Raw genomic sequence first — 22813 nt, forward strand, 5'->3', positions numbered from 1 at the left:
TTTTTACTTTTGTCTATTAATAAATTATTCCGTTAGGGTATTCAAGTTGTACATGAATTAGATGAAACGATTTATTTGTTATTTTATTCTTAAGGTTCATATGGAGTTCTATCTTGTTTGAATTCGCTATTAAAAAAGAAGATTTACTTGCTCCCCTGCTTACAGTGGCTGGTGCTGTAGATAAAAAACAATCTTTAGCTATTTTGTCAAATTTTTATCTTAAATTAGCGGATGATTTGTTGAATATAACTGCTACTGACTTAGAAATCGAAATTTCTGCGCAAGTTGCTTGTGAATCTGGACAGCACTCTGGCAGTATTACTGTGCCTGCAAAGAAATTTATCGATATTATTCGCTCTCTGGATGATGAAACCAACCCAAATGTGATCGTTAATAATGGGCTTTTATCAATTAAACAAGGGCGAAGCTCATTTAAGTTAACGACTTTACCTGCTGAGAGTTATCCTTTAAGTGAAGATGAGTGTAATGAAGTTGAATTAACTATTCCCCGTTTGGTTATATTAAAGTTATTGCAGTCGACTCATTTTGCCATGGCACAACACGATGTGCGTGTTTTCCTTAATGGCTTGTTTCTTGATTTTGAACCAAATCTTATTTCAGCAGTTGCAACTGATGGACATCGAATGGCAATTTGTCGGCATCCGTGTTCTAACACTAGTGAGAAAAAATTGTTATTGCCTAAAAAGGGAATTCAGGAACTGTTACGACTTCTTAATAGTATTGATGATGAAGATGTTTTGTTGGCTGCGGGTAAATCGCATTTTAAATTAGTATCTCGTCAGTTTATTTTTTTATCGAAATTAATTGAGGCGCGTTTTCCTCCTTATTCCAAGGCGATTCCAAAAAATCAGGACAAACAGATTATTATTGACTGTTCTGTTTTTAAGCGCTCTTTATCACGGATTGTTATTTTAGCGCATGAAAAATCTAGAGCTGTTATGCTTCATTTACAACCCGGCATGCTCACTTTAATTGCTAATAATAACGAACAAGAGGAAGCTGTAGAATCCTTAACTGCTGAAACTCAAGGTGATGAATTAAAAATTGGTTTGAATGCTACGTACTTGCTTGACGTCCTTTCTCACTTTGGGGAAGGAAAAATTCGCTTGTCCTTATCGAATACAGATAGCAGTATTTTAATTGAGTCATTAGATGATGATCATTATCAATATATTATTATGCCCATGAAAATATGATCCTTTCTGAGTTAAAAATTCATCACGTACGAAATATTTCATCGGTACATCTCGACTTAAGTCCCAGATTCAATTTTGTATTTGGTCCAAACGGAAGTGGCAAAACTTCTATTCTTGAAGGGCTCTATCTTTTAAGTTGTGGTCATTCATTTCGATCTCGTGAAATCTCGCCAATTATTACGTATGATCAACCTTCTTTAACGGTGTTTGCTCGCTCGCAACAGCAAGAGACGATCAGTATTCAAAAATCTTATTCTGAACCCACTCAAATTAAGTTGAACAATCAATTTTGCTCTACTACCAGTCAACTGGCTTATGCCTTACCTTGTCAGATTTTTTATGCTGATATTTTCCAAATTATTGATGCTGGTCCTTCGGAGCGCCGTAGTTTATTGGATTGGGGTTTGTTTCACGTGAAACATAATTATCATTCTATATGGAAAGAATATAGAAGAGTGCTCAAACAGCGTAATGCCCTTTTGAAACAACACGCGCCACACATCCATTTTATTCCTTGGGATAAGCAATTAAGTCAGCTTGCCAGCGAACTTAATTTACTTAGAGAAGAATATTTCAACCAATGGGAACAAGCATTTATCCATGTTTTAAGTGAGTTAAGTCCTCTTGATTGTAAGATAACTTACTATAAGGGCTGGGATAAAAAAAACTCTGGCAAAGACTTAGAACAGATATTAGCTGAGTCTTTTTCAAGTGATATTCACAAATCATACACACAATTTGGTGCTCATCAAGCTGATATTATAATTGAAATAAATCAAAATAAGGCCAAACAAGTTTTGTCACGCGGACAGCAAAAAATCATTTTGATCTCATTGCGATTGGCACAGGCAAATTTGCTTCAACAGGACTGTTTGTATTTGATTGATGATTTGCCTGCGGAGCTTGATGAAGATCATCAGATTAAACTTATGGAATATTTGGCAAAAAGAAAAGGTCAATATGTTATTACTTCCACTACGCCCCCATCTCTGCTTATCACTGCTTTATCAAGTCAAGAACATTCCATTTATCAGATTAATAAAGGTATTTTAAACCAAAGAGAATGTTTCACGTGAAACAAAAAGGCAATGTATGCGGAATTTATTGGAAGCATGTCTACCATATTTTCTGACACTGTCTTTAACCAGTTATAGCTAAGTTTAAAGTTCCGATGAGATATAAACATAGGACAAAATATGCTATGATAAAGTATTTAGAACACCACAATAGGGTTAAGAGGACCACTAATGAGCGTTGATGCCAGTTATGATTCAAATAATATTAAAGTCCTAAAGGGTTTAGATGCAGTAAGAAAAAGACCAGGGATGTATATTGGTGATACAGATGATGGCACCGGCCTACATCACATGGTTTTTGAAGTTGTTGATAACTCTATAGATGAAGCACTGGCGGGCCATTGCAAAGAGATTTTTGTTACCATTCATACCGATGAGTCAATTACTGTAAAAGATGATGGACGAGGAATACCCGTCGATATTCATAAAGAAGAAGGGCGATCTGCTGCTGAAGTAATTATGACGGTACTTCACGCTGGTGGTAAATTTGATGATAATTCTTATAAAGTATCGGGTGGTTTGCATGGAGTGGGTGTTTCTGTGGTGAATGCCTTATCTGAAGAATTACATTTAACAGTGCGTCGCCATGGTAAAATTCATGAGCAACATTATCGTAACGGAGTTCCAGATGCACCAATGGCAGAAACAGGTGATGCACCAACTACGGGTACGCAAATTTGGTTCAAGCCAAGTGCTGAAACATTCTCAAATATTGAATTTCACTACGATATTTTAGCAAAACGGCTTAGAGAATTATCTTATTTAAATTCTGGTGTTTGCATCCATTTATTTGACGAACGTAGCCAAAGACAAGACACATTTCACTATGAAGGTGGAATAACGGCGTTTGTGGAACATCTCAATAAAAATAAAAACGTCATTATACCCACAGTTTTTTCCATGACAGCTGAAAAGGATAACATTGTTGTTGAGCTTTCCATGCAGTGGAATGATTCCTATCAAGAGACACTTTATTGTTTTACTAATAATATTCCTCAACGTGATGGTGGAACGCATATGGCTGGGTTTAGGGCCGCATTAACCCGAACTCTAAATAATTACATCGAAAATGAGGGTTATGCGAAAAAGGCCAAAGTATCCCCTACGGGAGATGACGCTCGTGAAGGATTAACCGCGGTTCTTTCTGTTAAAGTACCAGATCCTAAGTTCTCCTCACAAACAAAGGATAAGTTAGTTTCTTCGGAAGTAAAATCAGTTGTTGAATCCAGTGTTGCAGAAAAGTTCAATGATTTTCTCCTGGAAAATCCCTCCAGTGCAAAATCAATTGTCGGCAAAATAATAGACGCTGCACGCGCAAGAGAAGCTGCGCGACGGGCTCGAGAAATGACGCGTCGTAAAGGAGCATTAGATATTGCCGGATTGCCCGGAAAACTTGCTGATTGTCAAGAAAAAGACCCCGCGCTATCAGAACTCTATCTGGTTGAGGGAGATTCAGCGGGCGGCTCTGCAAAACAAGGGCGGGATAGAAAATTCCAAGCGATCTTGCCGCTCAAAGGAAAGATTTTGAATGTTGAAAAAGCACGCTTTGATAAGATGCTTTCATCTCAGGAGGTTGCTACTCTAATTACCGCATTAGGTTGTGGTATAGGGCCAGATGAATATGATCCAGATAAAGTTCGTTATCATCGTATTATCATCATGACGGATGCTGATGTTGACGGATCACACATCAGAACATTATTACTTACTTTCTTTTACAGACAAACGCGTGAATTACTTGAGCGTGGTTACATTTATATCGCTCAGCCACCTTTGTATAAAGTTAAACGTGGGAAACAAGAACAATATGTAAAAGATGATGAGGCATTGTTCGAATATTTGACCCAAAGTGCTTTAGATGGAGCTGCCTTCTATCCAGGAAAGGATATTCCCCCAATTACCGCTTTAGCATTAGAGGAGTTAGTAAAGCAGTACAGACGCGTTGAAAAAATTATTAAGCGTTATAAAAGAAGATATCCGATGGATATACTGAAGCGTGTTGCCTATTTACCGATATTGCAAAATGATGATTTTAATCAGCAACAAAAAATAGCAAATTGGTGTAAACAGTTGCATTTAAGCTTGCAACAACTGGGTAGCAAGACGGAACAATACCAAGTTGTGGTGCGTACAATAGAGGACACGAATCAATTTATACCGCAAATAATCGTTACACAGCATGGAATGGAAAATTACATCCCCATGAATGCAGAATTCTTCTATTCAAAAGACTATAAAGAATTGGTTAACCTAGGATCCAAATTGGCAAGTCTGGTAGAAGAAGGGGCTTATATTAAACGAGGTGACAAAGAGCTTGTGGTAGAAAACTTTGAACAAGCCTTAGACTGGCTCATGGACGAAGCGAAAAAAGGCCAGACTATTCAGCGTTATAAAGGTCTTGGAGAAATGAATCCTGATCAACTCTGGGAGACAACAATGGACCCAGCAGTTCGTCGTATGCTGCAAGTCAACATTGAAGATGCTGTTGCTGCTGATGCTATTTTCACAACATTAATGGGTGATAATGTTGAGCCTAGAAGAGAGTTTATTGAATCTAATGCTTTAGAGGCAGAAAATATAGACGTATAAAATTGCGCGTGATCTAATATGATCACGCAGCATTTATCTGAATAACTTCCAAATCTGCTTTATTTGCCCACCAAGTACTTACATATTTTAAATATGTGTAGGGTTTATTTACAATTCTACTCTTTTGGCCTAAATGTTGTGATTTTATGCGCTCCGATACTCACATCTTCATGTATGCTCCGTTTCGGTGCTCAAAATCGCAGCATTTTGACTCAAGTTAGCGAATTGTAAACAGGCCCTAATTAATGAATAATTAGGCCTGTTTTCATTGGCGTCTTTCCAACAGGCCTTTTACTTTCTTAACTGAGTAAAATGGCGCGTGCACAGCGAATATTAAACGAGACAGATTTGTCAGCGAGTCCTTGCGCACCCATAGCAAAATTAAGAAACCATGCATTATTTGTAGGATTAACGCTGGACTCCGTAGAACTCCAATACTGTCCAGATAATCCAGTGTTAAATCCTAAACTAAATAAGTTAAAAATCGTTGAGGTGCTAGCAGAGCAACCTGCGCCGCCTGAAGTTCCCAGCTCACAAATAGAAGGCAGATACCAAGTGCCCATGGGTACCGTTTCAAAAAAACAGCTACCAGCGGCAATAGACATGGGGTCAAAACTGGTTATTTGCTGTGTATTACAGAAACCATCAGTGGCGCCATTACACGTATCAGGAGGACTTGTAGACGTTTCAGTAATTCCAGGTATGTTAACATGGTCTGCACTCCAAGAGCCTGGAAAATTAAAATCAGTATTTGCAATGACATGAGCAAAGGGACTCACCACCGAATAGATTAGGAAACCATTGATAGAAAAAGCTAATGCCATTGTTGGAGGTGAGATCACATTATCCCCTGTAATGGGTATCCCGCCTTGAGGCGCGAAAGGGGTTAAGGCGGTAGAAGCGATGTGTATGATACACGAGCCGTTTGCTGGAATAACAGCACACGTGCTGCTGGTGACATTAGTCCAGAAAGGAGGCAAATTGAGCCTGACATTTAACGCTGGAGTACTGGTTAGATTATTCACAGTGATATCAACGCCCACGGAATCATTAGTGGGAATCACTGCGTTAGCTGGAGCACTGAGGGTTGTTTGTGCAGCACATTGTATGGCTTGCATGTCAAAAAAGGTGGCGTTAGTATTTGTTCCTTTTACCATGACACTGGGAATGAAGAAAGCAATTGAGGTATTGGTAAAAAAGGAAATGGCACAACTTCTGCCGGGTAACAAAGAGGCTGGACAGCTATTATTTTGCAGGACATAAAGGGAAAAAAAGCCGTTGGTCGAAGTGGCCTGAATATTGTTTGCAGGAACTCTGGAGTTATTCGTAATGATAACCGTACCTGGGCTTGGCAGGCATTGAAGTTGACTCACTTGAATCACGCAATTTTGCAAAGATTTGGAACCGCAAATAACCCCATTTTTATTGGCGCTAATGGTTAAGTGGGCTTTTTCAACAGTTTTGGATGATTCGAGTTTGGCTGACTCGAGTGCCCAGAGTGATTGAAAGGGAACAATAAAAAAAACAAAAAAGTATAATGGTAGTAGCTTCAAGAGGCGCATAAAATTCATCCTTTTAATTAAACTGGCGCATAGTTATGCAACCATATTACAGACCCTATCTTTTTTGCAAGAGTTTATTGGGATGTGTCGAAAGTTTTCCATGAAATAAAGTTCGCTGATTTTAATTATTGGGTCTAAATAAAAAAAATTTACCATTTTATCTCAAGTAAAAACAGCCTTATTCCTAATACAAAAAAAATTAATCTTAAGTATAAATAATCTAAGAAAAAATAAGTACATGTTTTGTTTGAGTCACTAGGAGCATATATGTATACAGCAGACGTTTATATCGCTAACGAGTATAAAGCGGGTCTAACAGGTCAAGATCTGGTTTTAGATGCCGCGGCAGAGGAGATCTTTGCTGAATTAAATAAAAAGTTAGAGGAAACTACAGATATCCACAATTCCAGACGACGCGCTTCACCAAATGCACAAGAGCTTATAGCTAAAAGTCATCTTATAGCAGGTACTTTATTTCATCATAAGTTTGAAGGGCGTTTTAGTGGTGTTTTTGGCGATTTTAAAGGAACGCTCATTATAGAACCTCCAGGGAAGGAAGAAAATGAAAACATAACTTCTTGTACATTATAGAGGTTATTTAGAGTATCAGTCAGGGTTCTCTCTTCCCACCAAATAGGAGGGAAGAGAAGCCTTTTTCTTAAAATAAGATATATTAAGCGATTAGTGTGCTGCATCCTTGCAGCGAAGTACATTCCGTGTACTGGTCCCTTAATTTGACTTCCTGTCAGACAAATCCATGTCATCCCTTTGAGTAACAGTATAGTATTTTGATGGCAGTTGTCATTGCGCGGATAGAGCAACAGAATGTAAGAAATATCTCAAAGAACAGAGCGTGTTGTCTTCGGTTGTTGTTGCGTAATGCAATGAATCCCGCCGCCGCCAGCAAATACATCCAGCGCATCAATTTGAGTGATTTGATAATCAGGATATAATTGTGTGAATAGTTCATAGGCTGCTTTATCTTGTTTTTCATAACCGAAAGCAGGCATGACAATTCCTTTATTTGCTAAATAAAAGTTGATATAAGACAAGGTTAATCGTTCGCCATCAAGATACGTCGCCGGGGGTTGTTCTACGGTATAAACCTCTAACTTTCGCCCTTTTGCATCAGTTGTTGATTTAAGAATTTCTAGGTTCTCATGTAACGTAGAATAGTTGGGATCATTTTTGTCATGAGTAATAAGAGATAAGACTTTTCCTGGCGCTATAAAACAGGCAATTTCATCGATATGACCGTCGGTTTCATCACCCAATAATCCTTTATTTAACCAGATAATTTTCTGGCAGCCGAGAAAATTATATAGATGGTTTTCTATCTCTTGTTGATTGAGCTGAGGATTTCGATTCTTATTCAGCAAGCATTCACGAGTAGTTAAAATGGTTCCTTCGCCATCTACATGGAATGAACCTCCTTCCATAACAAAAGGTGCTGAAAAGGATAAAGCCTTGGTTTGTTTTATGATTGCTGCTGCAATTTGGTTATCCAGTGCACAATCTTGATAGTTACCTCCCCATGCATTATGAATCCAATCGACGCCGGCTAATTGCTGTTTCTGATTTAATAAAAAGGTGGGGCCTGTATCCCTTGTCCATGAGTCATTAATGGGAAGAGGAAATAATGTAATGCCGCTACACAAGCTTTGAGCAGACTCTTCATCTCCTGGGTTAACTAACATGGTTACTGGCTCATATTGGGCGATAGCTTGCGCAACTCGTGCATAAGCTGTTCGTGCTTTTTGCAGACCTATTTTAGACCAGGTTTCAAGGTGACACGGCCATGCCATCCAGCATCGCTCATGTGGATGCCATTCCGCAGGCATAAAAAATCCACTTTGTTTTGGTGTCATCTTATCTTCTCCGAGTGTTTTCGTCTAAATAGGTTAATTGAGAAAAAATGCTTCTTAACTCATTTAAATATAAAAGCGTTGTCTCCTTAGGTAATTCTGCATGAATTAATTGTTTCTCATAGGATTGCGCTAATTTTTTAGTATCAAAATGAGCAAGATTCAGAACGTTGGTTACTGTATCTCCACTCACCAAATCATTCAGCTCAAACTGTCCATCATCAAATAGTTTAACATCCAGTGAATTGGTATCCCCAAATAAATTATGTAAATTACCCAATATTTCCTGATAAGCACCTACCAAGAAAAAGCCCAATGAGTAAGGATTATTAGTGTCATATGGGGGAAGCATTAATGTGGAGTTCACGCAAGAACTGCCAAGATATTCTTTAATAGTGCCATCTGAATCACAGGTTAAATCTTGCAATACACTATGCATGGCCGGTGTTTTCGTAAGCTGAGAAATAGGTGCAATTGGAAAAATTTGCCCAATAGCCCAAGCATCAGGAATCGACTGGAAGAAAGAGATATTACAGAACACTTTAACCGCCATATCTTCGTTGATTTTTGCTAACAAAGTTTCTTCAGCAGGGTTTTCCACATTGAGCCGCTTTTTAAGCTCCATGCTTATATTAGTATAGAATGCTTCTACCTTAGCTTTCTCTTGCAGACTAATAACACCATGTTTAAACAAAGAATGGGCTTCATTCAATGAATGTTCCGCATAGTTATAGATTTCAATGGGTGAACTTGCTGTTATTGAATGATACGTATCATAAATATCACGAATCACATGCGAGTCTTCATCGGTAATTTCCGGAAGCGAGGGAGATTTATTAATTATTTCTATATCACTAATATCTGAAATTAAAACAGCATGATGGGCCGTTAATGCTCTTCCCGATTCTGAAATAATGTTGGGTTCAGGAACATTGGTTTCCTGGCAAAGATATTGAATTGCAAGGAGAATATGTGTGGCGTATTCATGCAAACTGTAGTTCATGGAACAGCCATGATTTGAATGAGTTCCTTCGTAATCCACACTGAGCCCACCCCCTACATCAATCGTATCAATGGGGGCATTTAATTTGCGTAGCTCGACATAGTAACGAGATACTTCTTGCATGCAATGACGAATATCATGAATATTGGCAATTTGTGAACCCAAGTGACAATGCATGAGTTGCAAGCAATCAAGCATATCATGCGCTTTTAACTGATTGATTAACTCAAGCACCTGTTTTGCTGTAAGGCCAAATTTGGATTTGACGCCGCCAGTATGTTCCCATTTTCCTGCGCTTTTAGTGATTAAACGGATACGAACGCCAAGAGAGGGCTTAATTTTCAAACGAGCAGATTCTTTTAAAATAATATCCAGCTCAGAGATTTTCTCAATAACAATAAAGACCTTATGCCCCATTTGCTGGGCGATTAATGCAGTGCGTATATAATAGCTATCTTTATAGCCATTACAAACAATCGTACTGTTTTGATGATTGCTAAGCATGCCAATTACAGCCATAAGTTCGGGTTTTGAGCCAGCCTCCAACCCTATAGAGTGATTGGGGGACTTCAACAATTCTCTAACTACACTTTGTTCTTGGTTTACTTTAATGGGATAAACCAGTTTGTAGTGGCCTGTATATTCGTTTTCTTCTATGGCCTGAGCGAATGCCTCATTAATGCGGCGCACGCGATCATGTAAAATATCCGAACAGCGAATTAGAAGAGGCAAATGGAGTCCTGCCCTACTTGCTGCGTTAACAATCGCTTGCAGTTCAACACCAGGTTTGCCTGGTGCCTTGCTGATTTCGATATTCCCTTCCGTATTAATACTGAAGTAGCCCTCACCCCAGTTGTTGATGTTATATAAGTTTTCTTCAGATGGTGCACTGATGTTCATAATGTCGATAGTTCCAAAGGGATTAACGTGGTTTTACAAGTTCATGGTAGGTGGAAGGCTCTCGCTGTTGTGCAAAAGGAAATAATCTTCCCCATAATACACGTTGGCTAAAGTCTAGTTCCGCTACTAATACCGCAGGTTTGTCGCGAGGCGCTTGCGCTAAAATCTCACCCATAGGTGTACTAATGAAGCTGCTTCCATAAAATTCCAATCCATCTTCACAACCTATTCTATTGGCTGCAATGATAAATGTGTTACTCATGATTCCTTGCGCAACCATAACTTTTTGCCACATCGGCTGCGTATTCACTTCAGGAGCAGTGGGCTCCCCGCCTATGGCTGTGGGATAAACTAAAATTTCCGCTCCTTTTAAACCGTAAATTCGCGACAGCTCAGGAAACCATTGATCATAACAAGTAGGTAATCCCCATTTGTGTGCTCCGATTTGATGGACTGGGTAATTGGAGTCGCCAGGTTTAAAATAGAAATTTTCATGGTATTTTTCACCGCTGGGGATATGTTGTTTACGGGTTACGCCAATAAGCTCTCCCTTATTACTGTATGCCACAGCAGTATTATAGCCTGCTTTTTCAAACAATGAGGCAGTAATGCATATCTCATGAGCCTTTGCCATTTTACTGACAAATTGGGCAGTAGGGCCAGTATGAATATCCTCCATAAATGGAGTCGAATTTACATCTGAACGAGTACAAAAATAAGGGCTTAGCGTAAGCTCTTGCAAACAAACTACAGCTGCTCCTTGTTGTGCTGCAGCATGAATTCCAGAGGCCAGCTTATCTTGATGTTCTTTGGGGTTTTCGTGCCATTTTTCTTGTACTAATGCGACAGTCAGTTTTTCTTGCGTCATTAACTTACCTCTCTTGAAATTAAGGGTCAAAAAAAAGTGCCCTTACTTTGTAAGGGCAGATGTATTTAAAACGAAGTGCTGGTGAATGAACCACAGAGTGTGCTTTCATCATATTCTTCCTCTTTATTACGTTGGGCGAGCTCTTTTTCATCAGCCTCATTGGTTAGTGATCTACTCAACGGCGGTGTTGGTGATCTGCTATTAAAATAACCATGCGGATTTGTGGATTGAGACCCCGTTTTCTTTTGTTCAGAGCTTTCTTTTGCACTCAGTGAATCAGCAATGAGCTTGAACGGATTTGTTTCATCAAATACTTCAGTGTGCAGCAACTCTAAGTGACGCTTGATGGATGCTCGTGCGCTGTCAGATTCTATAGCACATAATTTTTCTCCGATTGTTTCTTCATGACCTTTTAATAAGGTACGAAACATATTGATGAACATCCTGCAGGTATCTTTGCTGTAATCGCGACTTGCAAAAAATTTCTCTGGATTGTCTCCTAATAACAATTTTTCTATATTCCGACGCAGTATAAATGCGATCTGAATTTTTTCTGCAAGAATGTGCTTAGGGAACATAGTGCTTACATTATGAGCTATTTGACTGCGATCCTGTTCGGATGCACACAAGGCCAAGCGTTCTGCAATGGCTGGCTCATTGCTTTCCAATACGTGCTTGGCTAGAGTGCTAAACCGATGGAACGGTGCTGGATTAAATTCCTTCCCTAAAAATAAAGCGTGTGGTGCTTTATTTCGAGAATCAAGCAATGAATTGATGCGCTGTCTGACTTGGTATGCTTCAGAGAGTGTAGAGTGGAATGTATCCTCGCTTTTAGTTAGATTCCCTAATGCTCTAATGTGATGAGCATATTGTTTGAATTTTGCTTCAGGACAGCCAAGAATTATCTTAGTAGCAAGGGCGACTTGTTCTTTATTGCTTAATGTATTGAACATCTCAGCATTCTTTGCCAATGCATCACCATCGCTCAGTTGCTCATAGGGATTTTCTAGCGCAATTATTTCTATACGAGTATATGCCATTTAATCCTCCTTAAATAAAGATGAGAAAGTGTAAACAATTATACAAAGGAGTTACTCCAGCAAAAATAAATGTTATCTCCTTCGCTCTCTTCCGGCGTAAGTACTACCGAAATTCCTTTTTACTGACATTAGAGTTAAATTTGGAGACTATATTAACGGATTAAAACCGAACTGTCATGAAATTAATCTAAAGTTTTATGAAAAAATGTCGAATAAGTGATCAGATGCATGTTTTGCCTTTAAAAAATACAATAACAACAAGGAGTGGGCAATGTCTAAAACTCATTTATTACAAGACCCCTTTTTAAATGAATTACGCAAAGAAAAGGTGCCTGTATCTATTTTTTTGGTAAATGGAATCAAATTACATGGTATTGTGGATTCTTTTGATCAATATGTAGTCATGCTGAAAAATTCTATTACTCAAATGGTTTATAAGCATGCAATTTCTACAGTTGTTCCTTCTCGCGCAATAAAAATACCTGTTGAAGACGAAACTGGTGGAAGCGAAGGAACTGTGGCAGACTAGGAAAATTTGAGTATCCCATTGTGGGTTGAGCCTTAGGCTCAACCTGAACTCCGGGCAATGAGAGAGAATTCATTTCTGGGTGAAAAGCACTTATCTGAAAATTTATACATCTCTCAGGAGAAGGCGTTTGCCTTTACCCAGCCTCGGATTCAGTTTTTTCGGAGAATTGGTTCGTGTTTGAACGTCCTCAAGGTGGTGAGCGAGCGGTATTAGTGCAACTAGCACTACCGGGAGTTGATGCAGATAAAGCATTGCAGGAATTTGAAGAATTAGCTCTTTCAGCAAAAGCAGAAATATTGGATTGTGTTGTAGGCACTCGAGCAACTCCTGATGCTAAATATTATATTGGTAAAGGTAAGGCGGAAGAAATTGCGCAGCTGGTTAAAGCGCTTGATGCAGAGTTGGTTCTGGTCAACCATGAATTGTCCCCATCTCAAGAACGAAATCTGGAGCGTTTATTTGAATGCCGTGTGGTCGATAGAAGCGGCTTGATTCTCGATATTTTTGCTCAGCGTGCACGAACTTTTGAAGGGAAATTGCAAGTCGAGTTAGCTCAATTACAACACTTATCAACTCGCCTGATACGTGGATGGACTCATTTGGAGCGACAAAAAGGGGGCATAGGATTACGGGGTCCTGGTGAAACGCAATTAGAAACAGACCGTCGTTTATTGCGAGAACGCATCAAATACATTAATAAACGTTTGGAAAAAGTACGTAGTAGCCGTGACCAAAACCGACAGGCCAGACGAAAAGCCTCTTTGCTTACAGTGTCTTTAGTAGGTTATACCAATGCGGGTAAATCCACTTTATTCAATGCATTGACTGGCGAAAGCATTTATGTGGCAGATCAGTTGTTTGCTACTTTGGATCCCACCATGCGCCAACTCAACTTACCTGGTTCTTCCTCAGTGATTTTAACTGATACGGTAGGTTTTATTCGCGATTTACCTCATCAATTGGTAGAGGCATTTCGCGCTACGTTGGAAGAGACACAGCAGGCTGATTTATTACTGCATGTAATTGATATTTCTGACGCTCATTGGCGAGACAACGTTTTTTCAGTGCAACACGTTTTAGATGAGTTGGGGGTGCATGATATCCCTGTGATACTGGTATTCAATAAAATTGATTTAAAAGAGGGATGGAAGCACAAAATTGATTATCAGGAAGAGAACTGTAAAGTCTGGATTTCTGCTGCAGCAAATTTAGGGTTGGATTTGCTTAAAGAAGCAATTAGTACTCAATTGCATGGAGCAGTGCTTATTGAACGTGTAGTACTTAAAGCAACCCAAGCCAAATTACGCGCACAATTGTATGAACTTGGCTCTGTTTTAAGTGAGTCATATAATGAAAACGGTGACTGGCTACTGAAGATTCGGATTACTCAGGCACAAAAACAACGTTTGTTTGCGCACAAGAATTCCTGAAGTGCTTAGCCCCTATCTAGGAACGGCTGTATTTGGCACATCTTGCGAGAAAATCTTCCTAATCAATACTCACATACTAATGTATGCTGCGCTTGCTTAGAAACATTTTCTCCCAGCCTGTGCTCAAATCCAACCGTTCGCATGGATAGTAACATGGGGGATCTAAGCAATTATCCATTTTGAACCCCTCGTTTTCTATAATTTATGTCTTTTCTATTTCCGTATCCAAGGTCTTAAGATCTTGGCCGCCATAAAGGGTATTAACCAGCTCTCCTTTGGGATTAATGACGAAGGTAACAGGGACGCCAATAATATCGCCTAATCCCAGGGCAAGCGCTGGATCTGTAACAAGCGAGGGATACTGAATATTGAATTTTTGAATGAGCCTTTTTTGCTTATATACCGGTAGTCCATCGTAATTTACTCCAAATAATACAACAGGATCTTTTTCGTGTTTTTGATAAAATCGATTCAATTCAGGAATTTCATCAATACAGGATTTGCACCAGCCTGCCCAGTAATTAATAAGCACCCATTTCCCTTTCAAAGAGGCAAAAGAAATGGTATTGCCTTGAGTGTCCTTCAGCAGAACATCCGCCTGACTTAGGGATGCGGTGGTCATTAAAATCAATAGGACAAATAAGGTTTTTATTTTCGTCATAATTATCTCATCCAATATTTGGAAACTACTTCATTAGGCTTCTGCAGAAACAGTTTCTGAAGAAATCTATTCTCTTGTAAGCACTAACAGGAAAAAAATATTTTTTTACTATATCAAAAAACACGCCTAAAATCGCTTGGATTTAATGAATTAGGTCAACATTGTAGACCATTGGCAAATGATTTAGGTATGATGGCTGTATTTCAAAAAAAAGAAACGCTCCAATGGCAAAACTCTATTTTTATTTTGCAGCAATGAATGCTGGGAAAAGTACGGTCCTCTTGCAATCAAGTTATAACTATCGTGAACGCGGCATGGAGACTTTGTTGTTTACACCGGCAATAGATAATCGTTTTCAGCACGGGGCTATTCATTCGCGTATTGGCTTATCTGAACACGCGTTGATTTTTAATCCTGAAGACGATCTGTACAAGCACGTTCTAATGCAAGAAAAAAAATACGCGTGTGTTTTGGTTGATGAAGCTCAATTTTTAACGCGGGTACAAGTTCATCAATTAACGGAAATTACTGACCAACTGGGTATTCCTGTGCTCGCATATGGATTACGTACTGATTTTCGTGGTGAGTTATTTGAGGGAAGTCAATATCTTTTGGCTTGGGCGGATGAGTTAGTTGAGCTTAAAACCATCTGCCACTGCGGACGTAAAGCGACGATGATCTTACGATTAAATGCCCAGGGTGAGGTGATTACCGAAGGCGAGCAAGTCGTTATTGGCGGTAATAATATGTATTCATCGACGTGTCGTAAACACTTTAAGCGTCGTGAACCGGGCTGCTCGCTCGCTATTAAAGAACGGACAGTAGAAGATTTAATTTGACTCAAGAACCTTTTATATTTGGGTCGTTAAAACCTAATCGCAATTTTTTCTCCTCCCAATGAACGGGTGATTATGCAACGGGTTCAATTATCTTTCTAGAAAGATAATTCCAAGAACAACTTAGTGAAAATTAATGAGCAGAATAAATAACGTTTTCTTAGCTTCCCACTTATTGGGAAGCTAAGAAAAGAAATTTTGTTTTGTTATTAAGATAAATCCTTAGTATGCTCATCGGTAATTTCTTCAACTTCCTCTTTTTCAGGATAATCCATAATTACAGAGAGTACATAGTCAACGAGTTCCTTGCCAGTAGGTATACCTTTCGGAACACCTTTCAATGCAATCGTTTCGCCAGTTGCCTTAAATGAATCCAGTATAGCCATGTATTTAACAGAACTCATTAGATAAGACGCATCGTGCAGAGTTAAGATTCTACTGTCTTTGTCAATAAGTCCAAATCCTCTGGCTCGCTCGTTCATTCTTGCAAGGTATTTGTCATACAGGGCCCCTTGTCCAGTAAGGGTTGAGAAAACTTCCAGCGACATGATTCTTTTACGAAAGTTTGGATTTACAATGGTTGTCGTTTCTACTTCATCCGCTTTTGCAAAGCCACTCCAAATACGCCCAGCGGCCTGCACAATCATCATACTATGAACATCGGTGTCAAATAACGGGCGCCAGTCATCATCTTTTGTTACTCCCAAGATTGCTGTTGTTTCATTATTTCCCTCAGCAAGATCAAAAATATTCTCTAGCCGTGTACGGTTCCCCATTTCTACTTCTGCCGCGAGAACTTTTTGGAAATGTTCGAATTGCTCAATATCAATATGTCGTGCTGTTTGAGGACGAATATATACCGCAGGTAAACACATCGATGCGATAGTTCCTTTTGCTTGAATGAGCTGAAAACCTATGGTGTATTCTTTAACTGTGTGTGGATCAGGTGAGGTTGAAAGCAACAAGCAACTTTTAGTAGGGTCGAATATAAACTCAGCAACATCTAACCCCTTGGGTCTTTTCTGGTATTTCCCCGCACCAAGTCTTCCATCTCGGGCGATATTTTCTGCCTCATTCAAACCCGCCATTCCGCGATAAACCATGCTTGTGCCCGATGGCAAACTTCTAAGCATCTCTTTATAATTTACCTTTACCTTTTCAGCAGGCGGGTGTTTATGATGCTCGGAATGGGTTATCCTCGGGAGGTCTCGGCTTCGGTTGAATAATCCTGTACCTGGGTAAAGACAGCGTAAAAGATGATAACGGGATGTACTCATACCTAATCCACTTAATCGACCTAATCTTCTCATAATGGGGTCTCCCAATGATTTTATTCAAATTTTAGGCAAAAAATATTATTTTCAATTTGTTTGCTTATTTTATAAGCATAGATTAAAAAAAAATTTGTTCAAAAAATGGATTAGGGAGCGTGCTCCTATATCATCGAAGACAAACAGAGATATTGTGACCAGGGCTGCTGTATTTATCAGGAAGAGCAATCTATTGAATGAGTTATTAAATCCTTAGCCATTATAAAAACTGATAAAATCAAAAAGGGATAATCCCGATTAATTATTTTTAAATACCAGGGTAACCAAAACAATTCCTCAGCCTCCAATTTGCTGAAGGCTAAGAAAAGGATTCTAGTTGCTAAAGGTTACATATGCAGCTCACTGGGAGATGTTACAAGTTCATTTTCAGGATTTGATTTAATTAAAAAAAGTGCATACTTAATCAGATCGTCAGAAGCAATAGGAGTATCTTTAGGAGCGGAGCTTAATATCATAGTTTGTCCATGTGTCCTATATTTTCTCAGAGCCTCTTGGTATTCAGGAGAGTTCATTAGCTTAGAAACATCAGCCAGCGTTAAAATTCTATTGCCATCATCGATTAATCCTAATTTGTGTGCTCGTTTAGTCATCCGGTCAAGGTGTTTTTGAAAGAAAGCTCCTTCACCTGTGGCTGTAGTAAAAACCTCTATCGACATTACTTTTTTATGAAAATCTGGATTACCAATGGTTGTTGCCTCTACCCTGTCCGCTTTCATAAAGCCGCTCAAAATACGTCCAGCAGCGTCGTTCACAAGTACTATACTATGAAGATCACGGATTCTTGGACGCCAATCTTCCCCTTTTTTTGAGCCAAAGATAGCTGTTGTTTCATTATTTCCATCAGCAAGATTAAAAATGTCTTCAACTCGGGTAAAATCTGATTTATCTCGTGCTGCTTCAAGACAATTTTGATAGTATTGAAACTGTTCCTCATCGATATGTCGTGAGGTTTGTGGGCGAACAAATACATAGGGTAAGTTCATTGAGATAATACCTCCCTTTGCTTTGATGAGTTGAAACCCTATCATGTATTCTTTAACGGTGAAGGGATCCGGGGAGGTGGATAGCAACACACTGCTCTTGGGTTTGTGTATAAATAGAGGAAGATCTAAATTAAAAGGCCTTTTAGCATAACTTCCACCCCCGACTACGCCTTCAGTTGCAATATTGATTGGTTCATCATGACCAGCCATACCTCGATGTACCATATCTGTTCCTTTGGGCAAACTGTCAAGCATTTCGGTATAACTTACTTTTCCCTTTTTAAGAGGGATGTGATCACACCCTGTGAGATCAAGCGTTTTAGCGCCGGCGAAAATTCTTACAGGTAATGAGACCTTTGTCTGACTTAGAAGTACGGCACCAAATGGACTTATATTTAAACCACCTAAGGTTTTGACTTTACTCCACATAATTTGGACCTCCAGGAAATTTTTAAGCAGGTGTGGTTGTTTTTAATTACAATGTTTATTTTTTAAGCATAGCACAGGTGGATTTTTGTTCAAAATGAGCGGTTTGTTTCATAGACGTTAATGAGTACAAATTGGAGACATTATGCTGAGGGAACTTATTCATCTTAAACGATCAACAAAAGTCGAATCAGATAAATGTGTATGATATTTTGTTGGATGTTTTGGAAGGGATTGTGTATTAATACTCAATAAGGATTGGTTTTATTTAGGCTTAATTTTAACATCTATATCGAATGACGAATTTTGGACTATGCTATATAGCAATGATGGATGTTAATGTTTCTAACATGGAGTATATTCATGAGCGAAATTAAAGTAGAGCGATTAATCAAAGGGATCCTGGTCCGTGAAGGTGGTGGTGTAAAACTACATCGCTACATTGGTATCGAGAGGAGCAATGATTTTGAGCCTCTTCTTTTACTTGATTATTTCAATAGTTCTGAGCCTTTAGATTATATGGCTGGTTTTCCTCCGCATCCGCACCGTGGTTTTGAGACAATTACTTATTTACTTGATGGCAGTATTACTCATGAAGACAATAAAGGGCATAAAGGAGTTATTGGTGCCGGGGATGTGCAATGGATGACTGCTGGCAAAGGAATTATTCACTCAGAAATGCCATCGCCCAATGGCAGATTACACGGGTTGCAGTTGTGGTTGAATTTACCTGCGGTAGAGAAAATGCGTGCGCCACGTTATCAAGAAATGCACAGCACTCAATTGCCGGTGGAGACAAATGACACTGGTGCTCAAATAAAGGTTATTGCGGGTAAGACAGATGAAGGAACACATTCGCCAATTTCAGGCATTGCCACACAACCGTTATTATTTGATATTATCTTGCCCCCTGGTGCAAGCATGCAACAGCATATACCTAATGATTACCAAGCGATTCTGCTTGTGATTTCCGGAACCGTTCGCATAGGTGAGCAATTAGTGCAACACGATACTTTGGCAAAACTTGGAAGCGGAGATGTTTTATTTTTGAAAGGTGAAGCAGCAAGTCAATGCATTATGATTGCAGCTGCCAGGCTTCATGAACCGATCACCCGCCATGGGCCATTTGTAATGAATACTCAGGAAGAAATAATACAAGCGTTAGATGATTTTCGTAGCGGCAGATTCTAATTTCTAATACAACCTATTTAACGGATTTTACTAGCTGTTCCTATTTTGCTGGCTTGAGTCAAACGGCCTAATTTTCATAACAGGTCACGGGGAATTTTTCACATTACTTGGATGCATTGTAGCCTGGGTTCTGCTGCGCTGCACCCAGGCTACACTGTACGGCATAGAAATTCAGGACAGTTTAACCAAAATAGTAATCTATAGGATTTACTGTGAAGCCAATTTACATAGTAAATACAGCTCAAGTTCAGCAAGTGCTCCTAAATTGGCTCCGTAACTCTGGAGTTTCCTTTTCATTTCTAGATTCATACTGATTAAATAAGGTTGCTCTATTACCACTTATCACATGCATTTTGTTCTGAATGTCTAAAGAGGATGATTGGATATCTTTAGTCATCGAAAAACAACCTCCTGCATAATGCATGACGGAATCATCGCTACTAACTTTTGGAGGAATTCCCGCATGAGCTTCATTTCCTGGAAAGGATAAAGAATCCCCACAAATATGTGTCGCTAAATTTTTTTCGGGTTGTGCTGCTAAGGGAGCACCAACACTGGTGTTAACCTCAATGGTTCTTCCATGCACATTGATCGTCTTAGTTTTAATTATATGGCCGATTAATAAAGCATATTCGCGATCCCTGGGATCACTAAATTTATCCAGAGCAGAGGGAAAATTGATAAGATTAATTTTTTTAATTTTTGGCAAATCAAGTTCAGCCAGTATTTCTTCCAGTGCTGCATAAAAAGTGCGTTCCATCGGATATAATATCTCTTGAATTGCAAATGCACCCAAACTCATACCTTTAATCGTAAGCGCCCCTTCTTCGCTTAAACTGAGATCAGCAAGAAGTAATAATTGATGGAGATTATGCTTTAAACGATTTTTATAAGCGTCAACATAAAAAATACCTTTACCAAATACAGGGCTATTAAAGGTTATTGTATTCGATTGGGTGGTATTTAAATCAGATAATGCATTGTCCTCACCATAAATAGAAGAAAGAACAGAAGCAAATCCAGGTTGTTTTACTGCTAGAGTCTGGCGCGCAGCAAAATGGGCTGCCTCACCGACTGAATTCTCAAAACGGACGCAAGCTAACACATCATATTGTAAGCTCAGGCAATTACGGAACTCTGGTGCTGCAAGATAACTTATTGACACAGGGTAGGGGTGGGCATTTTTCCATTCATCAAACAGGCTTCCTCTTTGTAAATTAAGCCCGTAAAGTACGGGTGAGAATTCGGTTCGGCTTCCATCTGAAAGAGGTAAAAAATAGGCCTGCGGTACAATTAAAGGACTTACAGCACCTTCTTCCAGGGATAAATACTCTTTATAGAGTAAATCATCTTCCGCTGTACCAATTACTTCTAATAATTTACGAGATGACTTATATTTTTCTTTTCTTTGTTGGTATGCTTTAGCGAACTCAGCAGTATGTTCACGCGGCATAACGAGTCGACCATCAGCATAAACAGCCTTAAACTTTTTGGTGACTAATCGAGATAAAAATCCAGGATAGTCCATTTCTTTATACAAATTACCAAGAGGGGAGTCTTCTTTCTGCTTCGCTGAAAAAAATTGTTTTAGGATCTTATTATGATCTTCAAGAATATAAAACTTATTGGAGTCATGAAGTTTTTGAATTAATTTTAATTCGTCTTCTTCAATATGCATGGCACGGAGTTGCGAGTTGGTTAATGAGTTTTGTACGACTGGAGCTAAAGGATGTTGAAGCGGTGAAAAAGGAAATAACTTTTGAATGGTTTGGGGAATCGCTTTTGTCATTCTAAGGTTTGCCCCAAGTTTGGTCCTTAACGTTGAAGCTGTTTTTAGTATAGCGCGCATAACTCTATCCTTGTCTGATGGGGTTGGTCGTTATTTTAACACAAGTATAATATTTTTGTTTCAATGAAAAAAATTAAAGCCTTGAGGAAACCCAAGGCTTTAAGAAGCAATTGGAGCTATTAAACCAGAGCTTTAATTTTTTGATTTTCTTCTTCAATGCATTGTTCTAACCCAGATTGGCAAATTAAATCCTTATTTTTCCTAAGGACACATTCAGTTAGGTAATTCAAAGCACAAGGAAGCTCTCCATTTTTTACCTGATCTAATGTTAGTGCCGGATCCTTTTCAAATAATGGAGCAAGACAGATCATTGCTTGAATATCCGAGATCTCTATTGTAATTACCCCACCACTTTTTGCTGGCACTTCAAGAGTAAAACCATCTTCATGAGCAGAAATACACGTATACTTTTTGGGAGCTACTTCACTTGCCACACTCACCCATAGATCTCTTTCATAACGCGGTAAATTCACTAATTCAGCTTGTTTTTTCGAAATGTTTTTATACTGCTCGTATAATTCAGCTGCTTTTAAGTGGTCTATTTTTTGGGGATCGGTTTTGCAAACGTAAGTAATAAAATCATCAAAAGCAATGACCTTTTCAATTTCCAGTTGCTGATATTTTTTCATCTTCTCAGCTGGGATAATGCTTAATTCAAGCATCTCTTCCCCTGTGATATCAAGTCGTTTTGCTTGAGTTAAATCATCAAGGTGAATCATATCGGATGATTTTTGATTTACAATAATACAATGGTTAATAGGAACACTAAGATGAGGCACTATAGTTTCACATTGATATGAGAATATAGAGGTACCAAACTCTTCTCCAGCTATGTTGGGTAAGTCATATTCGACATCCCATGCTTGTATACCAAAGGCTTTTGTTGCTATGCCGATTAGTGAAGTGTTTGGGAAAATTGATTTTTTTGCTGCACTAAGTCCAAAACCAAGTGCCACACTAGGACAATAGGTAAAAGAATGAGCTACTTTTGTATTTCCTTTAACCAGGGAGAAACCGTTGACATGCGCCTTGATAATTTCACTTTTGTCGGAAGGGCTTAAATCTTCCACACAGGTATATTTTTTAGATCTCAGAAGACGAGCAAGGCTAGCACGCATTGCCGTTATCCCTAATCCAGGATAATCTAGGCTACCAAGACAATGTTCTACTGATATTCCTCTGTATATTGTGGGCTTGTTTGTTTCAACCAACTTAACATTATGTTTTTGTTTAAGACGTTGTAACGCTGAGACATTGTGTGAATCATAGGCGGATCCAGTAATTCGAACAAAGTTTTTAGCAACCTTACGTGTAAAGAACCCAGCTAAACCAGCACATATCTTTTTATTCATTTCAATACCTCTTAAATATAAATTTTGCAATCTGAATTTTTAGGCATGATCAAAAATTAACCATGCAAACGCTCAGCGTGTATAGTATACAAAATAAACATTAAG

Annotated in this window: 18 protein-coding genes; 8 read left to right on the plus strand and 10 right to left on the minus strand. The window is 38.9% G+C overall.

The window, feature by feature from the left end:
* The first annotated feature begins 113 nt into the window (after positions 1–113).
* From dnaN to gyrB, 3 genes are all read left to right on the plus strand, one after another.
* Positions 114–1217: a DNA polymerase III subunit beta gene (gene dnaN / locus Lani_RS11365; protein ID WP_019232683.1), complete on the plus strand. Its 1104-nt coding sequence runs from the start codon at positions 114–116 to the stop codon at positions 1215–1217.
* The gene (gene recF / locus Lani_RS11370) at positions 1214–2293 is read left to right on the plus strand and encodes a DNA replication/repair protein RecF (protein ID WP_019232684.1); all 1080 of its coding nucleotides are present in this window, start codon (positions 1214–1216) and stop codon (positions 2291–2293) included. The genes dnaN and recF overlap by 4 nt, the downstream gene beginning before the upstream one ends.
* Positions 2294–2464: 171 nt before the next feature.
* A complete protein-coding gene (gyrB, locus tag Lani_RS11375; protein ID WP_019232685.1) occupies positions 2465–4882 on the plus strand; it encodes a DNA topoisomerase (ATP-hydrolyzing) subunit B in 2418 nt (805 codons plus the stop codon).
* Positions 4883–5181: 299 nt separating this feature from the next.
* Here the strand turns inward: gyrB and Lani_RS11380 are convergent, their stop codons facing one another.
* The gene (locus Lani_RS11380) at positions 5182–6444 is read right to left on the minus strand and encodes an Lcl C-terminal domain-containing protein (protein ID WP_019232686.1); all 1263 of its coding nucleotides are present in this window, start codon (positions 6442–6444) and stop codon (positions 5182–5184) included.
* A gap of 267 nt (positions 6445–6711) precedes the next feature.
* Between Lani_RS11380 and Lani_RS11385 the strand changes: the two genes are divergently transcribed.
* Positions 6712–7035 carry a hypothetical protein gene (locus Lani_RS11385; protein ID WP_019232687.1) on the plus strand — a complete coding sequence of 108 codons (324 nt, stop codon included), beginning with the start codon at positions 6712–6714 and terminating at the stop codon, positions 7033–7035.
* A 248-nt stretch (positions 7036–7283) separates the two neighbouring features.
* On the opposite strand, the gene Lani_RS11390 is transcribed toward Lani_RS11385, so the two are convergent.
* From Lani_RS11390 to Lani_RS11405, 4 genes are all read right to left on the minus strand, one after another.
* The gene (locus Lani_RS11390; protein WP_019232688.1) at positions 7284–8312 is read right to left on the minus strand and encodes an agmatine deiminase family protein; all 1029 of its coding nucleotides are present in this window, start codon (positions 8310–8312) and stop codon (positions 7284–7286) included.
* A 1-nt stretch (position 8313) separates the two neighbouring features.
* The gene (gene speA / locus Lani_RS11395) at positions 8314–10212 is read right to left on the minus strand and encodes a biosynthetic arginine decarboxylase (RefSeq protein ID WP_019232689.1); all 1899 of its coding nucleotides are present in this window, start codon (positions 10210–10212) and stop codon (positions 8314–8316) included.
* 22 nt (positions 10213–10234) lie between these two features.
* Entirely contained in the window at positions 10235–11080 is an 846-nt protein-coding gene (locus Lani_RS11400) for a nitrilase-related carbon-nitrogen hydrolase (protein ID WP_019232690.1), read from the minus strand.
* A gap of 65 nt (positions 11081–11145) precedes the next feature.
* Positions 11146–12120: a lpg0008 family Dot/Icm T4SS effector gene (locus tag Lani_RS11405; protein ID WP_019232691.1), complete on the minus strand. Its 975-nt coding sequence runs from the start codon at positions 12118–12120 to the stop codon at positions 11146–11148.
* 271 nt (positions 12121–12391) lie between these two features.
* Between Lani_RS11405 and hfq the strand changes: the two genes are divergently transcribed.
* Positions 12392–12649 (plus strand): RNA chaperone Hfq, encoded by a 258-nt coding sequence (gene hfq, locus Lani_RS11410; RefSeq protein WP_019232692.1) that lies wholly within the window; start codon positions 12392–12394, stop codon positions 12647–12649.
* Positions 12650–12822: 173 nt separating this feature from the next.
* Complete coding sequence (gene hflX, locus Lani_RS11415; protein ID WP_019232693.1) at positions 12823–14079, plus strand: ribosome rescue GTPase HflX; 1257 nt, start codon at positions 12823–12825, stop codon at positions 14077–14079.
* Between the two features lie 202 nt (positions 14080–14281).
* Here the strand turns inward: hflX and Lani_RS11420 are convergent, their stop codons facing one another.
* On the minus strand, positions 14282–14743 hold the full coding sequence (locus Lani_RS11420; RefSeq protein WP_040522155.1) for a TlpA disulfide reductase family protein: 462 nt from the start codon (positions 14741–14743) through the stop codon (positions 14282–14284).
* A 221-nt stretch (positions 14744–14964) separates the two neighbouring features.
* Between Lani_RS11420 and Lani_RS11425 the strand changes: the two genes are divergently transcribed.
* Positions 14965–15579, plus strand: coding sequence for a thymidine kinase (locus tag Lani_RS11425; protein ID WP_019232695.1), 615 nt, complete (start codon positions 14965–14967; stop codon positions 15577–15579).
* 206 nt (positions 15580–15785) lie between these two features.
* On the opposite strand, the gene Lani_RS11430 is transcribed toward Lani_RS11425, so the two are convergent.
* Together Lani_RS11430 and Lani_RS11435 are read right to left on the minus strand one after the other, a co-directional pair.
* Positions 15786–16886 (minus strand): hypothetical protein, encoded by a 1101-nt coding sequence (locus tag Lani_RS11430; protein WP_019232696.1) that lies wholly within the window; start codon positions 16884–16886, stop codon positions 15786–15788.
* Between the two features lie 347 nt (positions 16887–17233).
* Positions 17234–18319, minus strand: a complete 1086-nt coding sequence (locus tag Lani_RS11435) for a hypothetical protein (protein ID WP_019232697.1) — start codon at positions 18317–18319, stop codon at positions 17234–17236.
* 360 nt (positions 18320–18679) lie between these two features.
* On the opposite strand from Lani_RS11435, the gene Lani_RS11440 reads away from it, so the two are divergent.
* Positions 18680–19507 carry a pirin family protein gene (locus tag Lani_RS11440; protein ID WP_019232698.1) on the plus strand — a complete coding sequence of 276 codons (828 nt, stop codon included), beginning with the start codon at positions 18680–18682 and terminating at the stop codon, positions 19505–19507.
* A gap of 247 nt (positions 19508–19754) precedes the next feature.
* On the opposite strand, the gene Lani_RS11445 is transcribed toward Lani_RS11440, so the two are convergent.
* Together Lani_RS11445 and Lani_RS11450 are read right to left on the minus strand one after the other, a co-directional pair.
* Entirely contained in the window at positions 19755–21356 is a 1602-nt protein-coding gene (locus tag Lani_RS11445) for a hypothetical protein (RefSeq protein ID WP_019232699.1), read from the minus strand.
* A gap of 119 nt (positions 21357–21475) precedes the next feature.
* Positions 21476–22708, minus strand: a complete 1233-nt coding sequence (locus tag Lani_RS11450) for a hypothetical protein (protein ID WP_019232700.1) — start codon at positions 22706–22708, stop codon at positions 21476–21478.
* Between the last annotated feature and the right edge of the window lie 105 nt (positions 22709–22813).

The sequence above is a fragment of the Legionella anisa genome (genome assembly GCF_001467525.1).
Taxonomy (GTDB): Bacteria; Pseudomonadota; Gammaproteobacteria; order Legionellales; family Legionellaceae; genus Legionella; species Legionella anisa.